The sequence below is a fragment of the Acetobacter papayae JCM 25143 genome, assembly GCF_000613285.1.
GTDB lineage: Bacteria > Pseudomonadota > Alphaproteobacteria > Acetobacterales > Acetobacteraceae > Acetobacter > Acetobacter papayae.
In genome coordinates this window covers 1-11,234 of the sequence record NZ_BAIN01000073.1, presented here as the reverse complement: position 1 = coordinate 11,234, position 11,234 = coordinate 1, and the positions used below count along the sequence as shown (strand labels likewise).

Annotated in this window: 12 protein-coding genes; 5 read left to right on the top strand and 7 right to left on the bottom strand. The window is 59.5% G+C overall.

Going from position 1 to position 11,234, the window contains the following annotated elements; translation table 11 throughout:
* The 5 genes from JCM25143_RS22440 to JCM25143_RS12835 all read left to right on the top strand — a co-directional run.
* Positions 1-400: hypothetical protein (locus JCM25143_RS22440; RefSeq protein ID WP_234395242.1), on the top strand; the 400-nt coding region annotated here is incomplete at its 5' end.
* Positions 401-412: 12 nt separating this feature from the next.
* The gene (locus JCM25143_RS21630; RefSeq protein ID WP_025861490.1) at positions 413-1,357 is read left to right on the top strand and encodes a S24 family peptidase; all 945 of its coding nucleotides are present in this window, start codon (positions 413-415) and stop codon (positions 1,355-1,357) included.
* Positions 1,358-1,534: 177 nt separating this feature from the next.
* Positions 1,535-1,729: a hypothetical protein gene (locus JCM25143_RS12845; RefSeq protein ID WP_025861488.1), complete on the top strand. Its 195-nt coding sequence runs from the start codon at positions 1,535-1,537 to the stop codon at positions 1,727-1,729.
* Positions 1,730-1,945: 216 nt separating this feature from the next.
* Entirely contained in the window at positions 1,946-2,473 is a 528-nt protein-coding gene (locus JCM25143_RS22435) for a hypothetical protein (protein WP_025861487.1), read from the top strand.
* A gap of 5 nt (positions 2,474-2,478) precedes the next feature.
* Positions 2,479-3,024: a DUF5384 family protein gene (locus JCM25143_RS12835; protein WP_025861485.1), complete on the top strand. Its 546-nt coding sequence runs from the start codon at positions 2,479-2,481 to the stop codon at positions 3,022-3,024.
* A 71-nt stretch (positions 3,025-3,095) separates the two neighbouring features.
* Here JCM25143_RS12835 and JCM25143_RS19530 read toward each other — a convergent pair whose 3' ends face one another.
* The 7 genes from JCM25143_RS19530 to JCM25143_RS12800 all read right to left on the bottom strand — a co-directional run.
* Positions 3,096-4,787: a methyl-accepting chemotaxis protein gene (locus JCM25143_RS19530; RefSeq protein ID WP_051543351.1), complete on the bottom strand. Its 1,692-nt coding sequence runs from the start codon at positions 4,785-4,787 to the stop codon at positions 3,096-3,098.
* 530 nt (positions 4,788-5,317) lie between these two features.
* Entirely contained in the window at positions 5,318-6,445 is a 1,128-nt protein-coding gene (locus JCM25143_RS12825) for a DegT/DnrJ/EryC1/StrS family aminotransferase (protein ID WP_025861484.1), read from the bottom strand.
* A 158-nt stretch (positions 6,446-6,603) separates the two neighbouring features.
* Entirely contained in the window at positions 6,604-7,191 is a 588-nt protein-coding gene (locus JCM25143_RS12820; protein ID WP_025861483.1) for a DUF1826 domain-containing protein, read from the bottom strand.
* 100 nt (positions 7,192-7,291) lie between these two features.
* Positions 7,292-7,675 carry a hypothetical protein gene (locus tag JCM25143_RS19525; protein WP_025861482.1) on the bottom strand — a complete coding sequence of 128 codons (384 nt, stop codon included), beginning with the start codon at positions 7,673-7,675 and terminating at the stop codon, positions 7,292-7,294.
* 128 nt (positions 7,676-7,803) lie between these two features.
* Positions 7,804-8,013, bottom strand: coding sequence for a hypothetical protein (locus JCM25143_RS12810; RefSeq protein ID WP_025861481.1), 210 nt, complete (start codon positions 8,011-8,013; stop codon positions 7,804-7,806).
* Positions 8,010-8,543, bottom strand: a complete 534-nt coding sequence (locus JCM25143_RS12805; RefSeq protein ID WP_025861480.1) for an ImuA family protein — start codon at positions 8,541-8,543, stop codon at positions 8,010-8,012. Before JCM25143_RS12805 ends, JCM25143_RS12810 begins: the two co-directional genes overlap by 4 nt.
* Positions 8,544-8,727: 184 nt before the next feature.
* Positions 8,728-11,234, bottom strand: a 2,507-nt coding sequence (locus JCM25143_RS12800) for an autotransporter outer membrane beta-barrel domain-containing protein (RefSeq protein WP_025861478.1), incomplete at its 5' end; no start/stop codon positions are given.

Here is an 11,234-nt window from a genome sequence, read left to right as displayed (position 1 = left end):
CACCACAAGACCCACCCATGCACGGCCCATAGCCCCGCACGCCCACCCACCCCGCTCCGGCACCAGACAGATGCGCCAGCACGCGCTCATGGTCAGGCAGGCTCCCGGCAGGTACCTGCTGCCACGCCTTGCACCACAGAGCTACGGCACACTTGAACTCATCGCCCGTGCTCAGGGCAAAGAGATCGCTATCAAGCAGCCGCACCGTATCGAGTGGCATAAAGGGCAAGCCCCGCAGGTCGGAATCCGCCGGGGTCAGGGGGCTGGGGGCGGCAGCGAGCCGGAAGGCGAACGCAACATCGGGGCGGGCGGCGCTTCACAGGGGGGAGAGTCAGTCATGACGGGGCCTTGCGGTTACGAACCCGCCACCCCGGCAGGATGGCGTCGGTATCGTACGTAAAATATGCACGCTATGTGCGCCAATGACGTACAACAATCAAGCGGTTTTTCCGCACTGACACATGTGCCGTTTTCACACACAATGCCGCATGACGAGAATTCGTATCACGGACAGGCTGAAAGCCTGCGCGAACGCGCGGGGTATACAATCCGCGATTTCGCGCGCGCGCTGGGGTATGGAGACAAGTTCTCCTCGTACCGCACCTACGAAACCTCCTACAAAAAGGAGGAACTGCCACTGGCTATGGTCAAGCTCATGGTGCCGCTGCTCGCCGGGCGGGGAGATCCCCCCATTACCACCGCCGAAATCTGGAACCTTGGGGGACTGACCACGGGCGAGGCCGTTCTGGGCATGAATCTGACCCCACACGGGCGGAACGACCCGGCCCTGACCAACGGATTCGCAGATAGGCGCCCCGTGCGGCAGCCCGGTTTCCCTCGCGGCATGGCCAGCGGCAGCCTGCCCGAACAGCCCGCCCCCCTGCCTCCTGACCCTGAAGAGCAAACCTCGCACACCTCGCCCCGGCAGGTCAGCATACCGGAATATGATGTCCTGACCTCCGCCGGGCCGGGCAGTGTGCCCGTGCTGTGCGCACCACAGGACGGGCTACGCCCCGTGGAGCACTGGAGCCTGCCGCGCGGCTATATCAGCGCCTTTGCCGAATCGCCCGAAACCCTCGCCATCGTGCGCGTGGCGGGCGACAGCATGGAGCCAGATTATCAGGCAGGAGACCGTGTGTTGGTGGATACGGCCCACCGCGTCCCCTCCCCGCCGGGTGTTTATGTGCTGTGGGACGGATTCGGCCTTGTGCTCAAGCGCCTTGAACTCCTGCCCGGCATGGAAGAACCCCGCCGCGTGCGGATCATGAGCATCAACCCCGCCTATTCCACCTATGAGCTGACACTCGATGAAATCAGCATCAACGGGCGGGTTGTCGGCAAATGGACATGGAAATAGCGCCTCAGCCCCTACTGCCGGTGTTTTGATCTTGCGCCTTGTGCGTTTTTAACGCACATACTCATGACGGTTCCAGCGCAAGGGAGGGACAGACCGCATGACCGCACACCCAGCCCGCCCTTATGCCGCCGCCGTGGCAGACGAGCTGTTCAACCTCGTAACCCTGCCGCCCCTTGCATGGCCTGCGAAATCGACCGTTATGAGCGCGCCATACTGGCCCTGCAGACCGTGCGCGCCACACTGGACTGGCCGTTCTTTACCGATGCGCCGCTGGCCGCCATGCAGGCGACGTTCTGCGATGATAATATAGGCGAGCTTGTGCAGGCTGTTCGTGACCTGCATGAGCGGTACACGGCCAATGCCGGAACCTGAAAAAAAGCAACCGGCCAGCGCACAGGCCAGATGCTGCAATGAAAATGGACTCCCTTAGATTTTTATAATCTGTTAATATTTCTTTAAGGGGCAAATATTAACATCCGCAGACCAGAATGTTTATCTGGCTTGTCAATCTGCAGACTCTTATTATTTTCAATGCCCTGAGCATGCCCTAAAAGCATGGGACACTATTTTATGATCCAAGGATCGACCATGATCAAAACCTCCGCGAAACTCGGCGTTCTGCTGGCCTCTGCCCTTTCTCTGGCGGCCTGCACCACCCCCGGTGAAGAAAACCGGGCGGATACCTATACGGCCTCTCAGGTCAACCAGCGCCAGCTCGCGAAGGTTGTAACCATTCTGGCCGTGCTGCCCGCCAAAGTGCAGGTCAGCAACGCACGCAACCGCCAGACCGCCCAGATCGTTGGCGGTATTCTGGGTGCTGGCCTTGGTGCCGGACTGGGTGCTGGCGTTGGCGGCTCCGCCGGGCTTGGTGCTCTGGGTGGTGTTGGCGGTGCGGCAGCCGGTGTGGGTGCTGGCTCGCTCGTAGCCAGCCAGACACTGGTTGAGGGCGTGTCCCTGACCTATGAGCAGAACAACCAGACCTTCAACTCCGCTCAGGTTGGCCGCGCCTGCGAGTTCGTGCCCGGTCGTGCTGTGATGGTTGAATCCGCACCGGGTGAAACCCGCATCCAGCCCAACCACGCCTGCCCCCCACCCGGTAAAAACCGCAAGGGATGACTGCTATGAAACATGTTGTGCGGGCCGCCCTGCTGCTGCCCCTGATGCTTCCCGCCATTGCGCCCGGCACCGTTCAGGCGCAGTCGCTGACAGATCAGATTGACGCCGTGGATGCGGCCCAGCAACGCAATACCTATCAGGCCATGCAGGCTCAGGCTCAGGCTCAGGCCGCCGCACGGGCTCAGGCGCAGGCGCAGGCCCGCGCACAGGCAGCCCGTCAGGCGGCGCAGGCCCGTATCAACGCCGAAGCACAGGCCCGCAAGGATGCCCGTCAGGCGCGTGATGATGCGTATGAAGACAAACTGCGCGCTCTTGAGCTGGAGGACCGCTCGCTGGACATCCAGTCCAAGAAAACGCAGGTATCGCGTGAAAACGACATAATCGACAGCAAGCTGAACGCACAGAAAGCCAAAACCGACCTTACCCAGTCGGAAGCGGATGCAAACCGCAACCTGTCGACCGGCACGAAAACCCTGCTGGAAAAAGAAGGCAACGCCGCTGAACTAAAAGGTCAGGCGGCTGTCAAGAAAGAGTCCGGCTGGTTTCACTAACCCGGTCATGCCCTGTTATGGGGCCTGACCGTTTTCCGGCCGGGGCATTGCTCCCGGCCGGAAATACGGCCCTACTGCTCGATTTTTCGCAGATGGGCGATATCATCCTCAACCGTGCGGATAAGCTGCGCCTGCTGGTGCGACATTTCCTCGACCGAGTTCATCACTTCGTTGATCTGCTCGAAAGAGGAGAACATGCTGCCGATCCGGGCAAAGATTTCGCCGTAATTATCGCGCGCCTCGCTCAGCTTTTTTTCCGACTGTTCAATATGCTCACCCAGCACGCCGGTTGAGGTTTTCACCCCCACCAGGGCCTGCGCACTCTTGCCCAGACTGTCCTTGGTATGCTGGGCCAGAATACGCACTTCGCTGGCGATCACGGCAAACCCCTTGCCCTGCTCACCCACCCGCGCGGCCTCGACCGCCGCATTCAGCGACAGGATGTTGGTCTGGAGCGAGATTTTCTCCAGAATGGTCACAATATCGAACAGTTCCTTTGTTCTGTGCACAACATTCTGGAATTCCTGCTCAAGCACGCCTTTCTGGTTGTCGCTGGCCATGCTCTGCATGCGTGCGTGCAGTTCTGCCCGCACACTTTCCATAGTGACGCGCACCGCCTCGGTCTGCTTCACCATCTGTTCAAGCTCAAGGCTGCTCTGCGCCGTGCGGCGGATAAAATCCACCATGCGCTCGATCAGCCCCTTGCGGATATCGTTGAGGATTTTCTGCTGGTTAAGGCGGGTCTGCAAAAAATACTGTGAATACCGACCATAATAGACCGGAAAATACTCGATAAATTCATCATGAAAGACCTCACCCTCTTCCAGCCGGAAAAACACAGCGGCTGTGAGGGTCTGGTTCATGTTGATGCCGAAAAACTCGCCAAAGCACGAAAAACCAGCCGCGGGCATGGGCCACATACCATCAAGATCATGCAGATGGCTGGCATTGTTCAGACGTCGCAGGATGCAGTCGTTCAGAATAGCGCCCACGGGCTGCGGCTTACCACGCAGGAAGGCGTTCAGGTCGGAACGGGTAGTTTTGTTAAAATCATTTGCTTTTAACAAAAACAGTTCATCACCAACATTGATGTCGGCATAGAACGACACCACGCCCTGCGCTACATCAATGCTAGAAATGGAGCGGATATACAGCTCACCCTCGATAGACAGCGCGAAGGTGTAATCTTCCAGCGCTTCAAACACTTTTTCCTTGCGGCACGACATCAGGGCCGCGAGGGTGTTGAGAATATTGACAACCGTAACACTCTGCCGGTCCAGAACGGAGCGCACCATCCGGCTACCCGCATCCGCCTCCGTAACAATGAAGGAGCGGCCGGTATTGACGAAATTCTGTGTCTTGAAAATGCTGAATGCAAAATCAGGCGCGAGCTTGAGAAACGCCAGCACCGCATGGTTACGCACCACACGCCTGCCATCGAACAGTGCTGTGTCGCTAAAGTCGAGCGTGCCGCCGGAAGAGCCACCAATAAACGCGCAGGGAAAACTCTCGGCCTTGTAAAGCGCTTCGGCAAAGTAGTTTTCCGCCTTAGCCAGCCCGTCTATCAGCGTCACGGCCAGTGTGTTCTGCGGGTTGATGACAAAAGGCAGGGTAATGCGCGAAAGCTGGGCCTGTATCCGCTCGACCCGCACATCCGGCTGCACGGTGGATGACGAGCCCTCCCCGTCATCCAGCGCGATGGTATGAATGGATACGGTTTCAACCATCTCGGGGCTGAAAAGCTGGAGCACCACATCATCCACCGGGAGCGGGTGTCGTTGTAGAGCGGCTCGCGCGTGGCGCCGCCCTGCGTGCACAGCTCTCCCGCAGTCATGGTTGCAATCAGCGGGGTTTGCCCCGCAAGGCGCTGGAGCGCACCAACCGTTGCCTGAAAATCGTTATGGGGAGAGATATAGGCCATAGCCAGCCGCGCGGGCCGACCGGAGAAGAAAAAACTATCCTGCGTTACATGCTGGAGGCGGGCATTGGTTCTGATAACCCGAACCGGATCGCTCCTCTGGGCAGACAGCACAGAAAGATCAGAAATCGTATCCATCATCATGAATCGTCTCTTCAGGGAGGGTGTCGGCCCACGGCCAGAAACGCACCCAGCCCCTTAACGATTCAATAATTATGGCCAATCTGCTTGTCCAGCAGGTTAGGCGGGCATAACCGCCGCTGACAGACATGTGATAACAACATGATCGTTATACACATCCAAGCGGTATGCACCCGCCCCCGGAAGGGCCGTAAAAGCCCCTCCGTTTTTTACGCTATCCGACAGGTTTCTGTGTCAGACAGCATCCGTGCACGAGGCTTTAACGGCCTCGATAATCCGGTCTTGTGTCTGCTCGTCCAGATAGGGGTGCATGGGCAGGCTGATAACATCCTGCGCCAGCACATTGCTGACCGGCAGCCCGGCCTCGGGAACGGGAAAGCCCCGGTAACCTGCCTGCTCATGCAGCGGCGTGGCGTAGTAAATGGCCGTGGGCACACCCAGCCGCTTCATGTTTTCGGCAAAGGCGTTACGGTGTTTGACCCGCACCGTATATTGCGCCCACACGGACACCAGCCCCTGCGGCACGTCCGGTGTTTTAACCACACCTGCAAGCCCCTGTGCGTAGCGGTCCGCAATGCGGTTGCGCGCGGCAATTTCCTCTTCAAAAATCGCCAGTTTTTCGCTCAGGATCGCAGCCTGCAACGTATCCAGTCGGCTGTTGACCCCGATACGGACATTGTCATACCGGTCCTTACCGGTGCCATGCACGGCCAGCGAGCGGATAAGGGCGGCCTTGTCCGCATCATCCGTCAGGATTGCGCCGCCATCGCCATAGCACCCCAGCGGTTTGGCGGGGAAAAAGCTCGTGGTTGTATAGTCGCCCAGCGTGCCGCTCCGGCGGCCATGATAGGAACATCCGAAACCCTGCGCCGAATCGGCAATAACCGTCAGGCCATACTGTCTGGCCACGGGCACCAGTGCATCGTAATCGGCTGAAAGACCGAACAGATCGACCGGAATAACCGCACGCGGTTTCAGCCCCTTGTGCAGCGCGGTCTGCACGGCGGCTTCAAGGCTCTGCGGGTCCATGTTGAACGTCTCTTCCTGCACGTCCACAAAAACCGGGGTCGCGCCCAGAAAAGGCACCACCTCGGCAGTGGCGACAAAGGTGAAAGACGGCACGAACACCGCATCCCCCGGCCCGATGTTTTCTGCCATCAGCACAAGCATGAGGGCATCCGTGCCATTGGCGCAGCCTATTGCGTGCTGCGCCCCCGAAAACGCGGCAAGCTGCTCCTCAAAGGCCCTGACCTCCGGCCCGTTGATGAAACCGCAATGGCCGAGCACCCGCTCCATGGCGGCTGTAATACGATCTCCCAGAACGCGTTTCTGGGCAGCAAGATCAATAAAGGCGATGGACATCGGTGGGTCTCACGCAAAATCGGGTTGGGTTCGCCCTTCAATTCATACCGGCTCCCCACCACAAGGCAAATCCGGCACGGGCGGAGCAGCCCCGCGCCTGGCAAAACCCGACGGCACCATACCCCCACCCCGGCACAAAACCTCGGAAAAACAGCCCTTTAGTTCGTGCCGCAGGCATCCACATAATCGAGCGTCAGAAGCAGGCGTGTAACGGACGCTTTCAAAACCGAAAGCGGTGGGGAGCGATGGAGCACCGCCCGCTCGGCCTCCCAGCCGGGGTACAGCTTGCCCTTGAGCAGGGTCAGCCAGCCTGCGGGGGTTTTATGCACAAGCTGGTCGCTGGCATGCCGCCACTGAACACCGGGGCCAACATAGGTGCACAACAGGCGCAGGGGCACGTAATCGACATGGAAGCGGCGGCAACTGTCATGGTCGATTTTTTCAAGACGGAAGCGCAGTTCATGAATACCGGCCACCTGCTGGTAACAACGCGCAAGGGCCAGCATGTCCTCCACCAGCGGTTGCGTGCCAGCAGGCATGACAGGCTGCAATTCGGTTTCGATAATTTCCACCGTGCCACGGCTGAGAAAAAGCTCCGGCCCGTGAGAGACCCAGCGCGCCGCCGCGTCCTTTACGGGCTGGCTCATCTGGCGTGGTTCCTGCGCAATCGGGCAGTCAGGACGGCTGATATGCTCCAGCGGCGGCGGCACGGCAAAGAGCTGACGGGTTGGGCAGGCCTGTCTCATTCCTGTCTCTCCATGTGAGTGTTATGTTATAATGTAACATAACACTCACCGGCCCCGCAACCGGATGCCCCCCCGGTGCGGATACGCGCAAAGCCTGACCTTATGTGCCGCTATTGTTTTTGAGCGTGCTGTCCTGATTTTTCATTCTGCGCTGGATATCCGCCAGTTCCGCAGCATAGGCGTCCTTTACATCAGCCACCGCCTTGCGCACCGGCTCTTTAGGGTGCTTCTGGCATTCATCACGGATAGCCTTGGACAGACCGATGGTGATTTCATCAGGCTGTCGGGATTCATTCATTTTATCGCCCGAATAGCCGCCATGTTCGGAATTCAGGTAATCGATGCAGGTGGCGTTGGCAGTTTTTGTCGTTTTGTTGGTTAGCGCCGTGTAATCGCCGTCTTCCTCATTATCCTGCGCCAGTGCAGGGGTAACGGCCATGGCAAGCAGGCACCCCGCCACCAGCAGAACCCGTTTCGTGCCCATGTCATCCGCCTTTCCTGTCCGGCCTATCGTGGCTGAAGCACGGCCCTGCGGCCCAGTTCACCCAGCATGAAGGTGCCAGACATTGGCGGTGCCGTCCAATCAGGCAGGCGAGATCAGACAAAAGAGGATCAGGCTCTGGCCCGCTGCTCGCCCGCCCACGGCATAGGCTGCCTGTAAGGCCCACCCTCACGCGCTGGCGTAATGCCCCATGGGCCTGCCGGGCCATCGCGATGCCACAGCAGATCCACCGACCAGCGCTCAGGCCCCACAACAGGCGACCAGGCCGCAAAATCAGCACGGCCAAGAGCGCTCCCTCCGCCAATACGCCAGCGGGTCATGCTGGCGCTGGCGGGTGGTTCCGCTGCAAATGCCGCCGCCCGGTGGAGCAGAAAGCCCGTAACATGCTCCGCCCCGCCGCAAGCACGAGCCGACGAAGCCGCGCAGGCGAAAGTGGCGCGCGAATATCCGCCACCAGCGCGCACACGCCGCGTTCGTTCAGAACATCCTCACACAGGTTTTCCAGCCCGCCCTGCCGGGTAGTGACACAGAGCAGGCGGCCGGGGTTAAGGCCGGACTGGCGAATACCCGGCGCGGACAGGTCTGGATAATCTTCGCTTACCCAGATTACGGGGCCAGTCGTCTGTGCCAGCACATGCGCGGCAAAAGCGGCTGGCCGCCCCGCCTGCGCCCTGTCATGCCCGGCACTGAACAGTTCATGCACACAGCCCCGCGCCAGACCACCCCCCAGATGGGCGTCAATATCCGCAAAACCGGTGGGCAGCCTGTCGGCTGAAAGGGGTTGGGCTGGCTCCATACGACAGAGTTTTTCGCGCAGGAGGGCGAGCGTATCGGTCTTGTCCTGGTGCATAGGATGGCTCCTTTTTCGCCTCCATCCCTACGTCAGAACAAAAATAGAACACAAGCCTTTTCGCACAGCCCGCAGGCCCTGCTCGCCTATCGTGCTGATATGATGGAAAAACTGCCAACCCCTTAAAAAGGGCGACTCTGGCAGCGACCCCCGACGCACGAAACGTCGGGGGCACGATACACACCTAGAACCGGAAATGTGCCCGGCCCATGGCCCCGCTTTCAACCGACTGGTTTCCATACTGCCCGATATAGGACAGCCCGACATCAACCCTATCCGTCAGCCGGACATTCAGCCCGGCATCCACCACGGCGGAGTCCTGCGAAAGCGCTACCCCGGCCACATCCATATCGCCACTGCCTACGGAGGCCAGCATGGTGTGGTTTGTAGGGGTGAGTAGACCAAACGCGCGCCGGTAGGCCAGAGAGCCATGCGGCAGCAGCAGCAGCTTGCCGACCTGCACGGATTTGAACATCTTCACCCCGAAGGTGGAGAACGTCACCCCGGTATTGGTGCCACGCCCCTGCAGGGCCGCAGCGCCCCCTTCTTCCTGATAGCCATGGGTATCGAGGTTGACATAAGCCACGTTACCAAAGGGTTCGACCGTGCCGTAAGCCGTGTGGAAACGGTAGCCAAGCTCACCAAACGCCTGCGCCGTGCCACCGGAATAGCTGCTGGACTGCCGGCTGGCGTAATCAGCAATCGCGACATTACGCTGCATGCTCAGCATGTTCCACGTATAGGAAGCCCCCAGCTTCAGGCTCAGTGCACCCCAGTGCGTGCCAGCATACCCCCCCACGGTAATGTTGTTGCTATGGCCGGAAGACCCGCGCCCGCTCCCAACATCGAACATGGAACGGCCATAGCTGAACAGGCCACCAATCCGCCACTTGCCATCCATGATGGGCGTATCAAGACCCATGATAAAGCCGGTGGTGGAATGGTGCATGCTGGCGGCGTTGCCATCGCCATTATTGCGCCCGAGCCCGCCATAGGCCTCGCCCCACAGTACGGCCTGTCCGCTCAGGCAGCCTTCGTCCTTGCGCCCTGTCGCCAGTGACGCGGTGTGGATAGCCCCGCTCATGCCGCCTTCCTGACAATCGGCTGTTTCCAAACGGTCCAGCGCTGCCTGACGGACATACACGCTATCCTGTATCAGCGCCGTACGGGCCGAGGCATATACCTCGCCCGAAACCGCATTCATGCTCTGGCGTGCCTCTGCCGCATCCAGACTTTCCATGCCCTGCACAAGCACATTGCTTTCAGGCAGGCTATCCAGAACCTGCGCGACTGCCCGCTCATTCCGGGTTCCCACCACGGAGGAGAAAGTGACGTCATTACGCGACATCAGCAGGTCAAGATCATTGTCGGTGTAATACAGCGAGGGCGAAAGAAAGGTGTAAAGATTGGTCAGGTTGCTCTGCAAGGTATCCGCCTTGCTAGAAAATCCACCATCGGACGTAATTAGCGTGTAGTATTCATGTGATTTCAGGAGTGTTCCGGGAATGACATTCACATTCAGCGTACCAGAAAGAGCTGTCGTCCCTGTTACCACCACCGTGCCGGAATTAAGCTGGTCGTATGTCTGCCCGTTCACCTCCATTGTCGTGCCGGAAGGATGGTGATCCTCATGCACGGACAGGGTTGCACCATCGGCCATTTCCAGGTTTCCCTCCACGCTTAGCACGCCAGTCATGCCTGTAGGCGCAAGGGTGGCCCCTTTTTCAATCAGCGTGCTGCCAACAGACCCTGTGCCTTCCAGCGTGCTACCACTGAGCACCGTCACGGCTGAAGCCGCAATGGAACCCTCCACATCCAATGTGCCGCTCTCCACGGTGGTAGCCCCTGTGTAGGTGTTGTCCGCACTCAGCACGGTCGTGCCCGTGCCAGCCTGTGTCAGGCTACCCGTGCCATCAATAACCTGTGCCAGTGTCAGCGTATTGCTGCGGTTCACAACAAGCGCACCATTGTTGTGAATAACCGAGGACGCAACAGACCCCGTTTTACCGCCATTACCCAGTTGCAGCGTGCCCTGCGTAATGGTGGTGGCCCCCGTGTAGCTGTTGTCCGCACTCAGCACGGTCGTGCCCGTGCCAGCCTGGGTCAGGCTACCCGTACCGTCGATAACCCCTGACAGCAGCAGAGCATTGCTGCGGTTCACAACAAGCGCACCGTTATTGTGAATAGCGGATGAAGCGACCGAACCCGTGGTGCCGCCATTACCCAGTTGCAGCGTGCCCTGCGCAATGGTGGTGGCTCCCGTGTAGCTGTTGTCCGCACTCAGTACGGTCGTGCCCGTGCCAGCCTGCGTCAGGCTACCCGTACCATCAATGCTCTGTGCCAGTATCAGCGTATTGCTGCGGTTCACAACAAGCGCGCCGTTATCATGAATAGCAGATGAAGACGCAATCGAGCCCGTGGTGCCGCCGTTGCCCAGTTGCAGCGTACCCTGCGTAATGGTGGTGGCTCCCGTGTAGGTATTGTCCGCACTCAGCACGGTCGTGCCCGTGCCAGCCTGTGTCAGGCTACCCGTACCGTCGATAACCCCTGACAGCAGCAAGGCATTGCTACGATCCGTAACAAGGGAGCCGTTGTTATGAATAGCGGATGAAGCGACCGAACCCGTGGTGCCGCCATTACCCAGTTGCAGCGTGCCCTGCGCAATGGTGGTGGCTCCCGTGTAGCTGTTGT

Excerpts from the sequence above, each read along its gene's own strand:
- JCM25143_RS21630 (WP_025861490.1), top strand. The coding sequence starts at position 413 with ATGTGCGCCAATGACGTACAACAATCAAGCGGTTTTTCCGCACTGACA.
- JCM25143_RS12845 (WP_025861488.1), top strand. The coding sequence starts at position 1,535 with ATGGCCTGCGAAATCGACCGTTATGAGCGCGCCATACTGGCCCTGCAG.
- JCM25143_RS22435 (WP_025861487.1), top strand. The coding sequence starts at position 1,946 with ATGATCAAAACCTCCGCGAAACTCGGCGTTCTGCTGGCCTCTGCCCTT.
- JCM25143_RS12835 (WP_025861485.1), top strand. The coding sequence starts at position 2,479 with ATGAAACATGTTGTGCGGGCCGCCCTGCTGCTGCCCCTGATGCTTCCC.
- JCM25143_RS12825 (WP_025861484.1), bottom strand. The coding sequence starts at position 6,445 with ATGTCCATCGCCTTTATTGATCTTGCTGCCCAGAAACGCGTTCTGGGA.
- JCM25143_RS12820 (WP_025861483.1), bottom strand. The coding sequence starts at position 7,191 with ATGAGACAGGCCTGCCCAACCCGTCAGCTCTTTGCCGTGCCGCCGCCG.
- JCM25143_RS19525 (WP_025861482.1), bottom strand. The coding sequence starts at position 7,675 with ATGGGCACGAAACGGGTTCTGCTGGTGGCGGGGTGCCTGCTTGCCATG.
- JCM25143_RS12810 (WP_025861481.1), bottom strand. The coding sequence starts at position 8,013 with ATGACCCGCTGGCGTATTGGCGGAGGGAGCGCTCTTGGCCGTGCTGAT.
- JCM25143_RS12805 (WP_025861480.1), bottom strand. The coding sequence starts at position 8,543 with ATGCACCAGGACAAGACCGATACGCTCGCCCTCCTGCGCGAAAAACTC.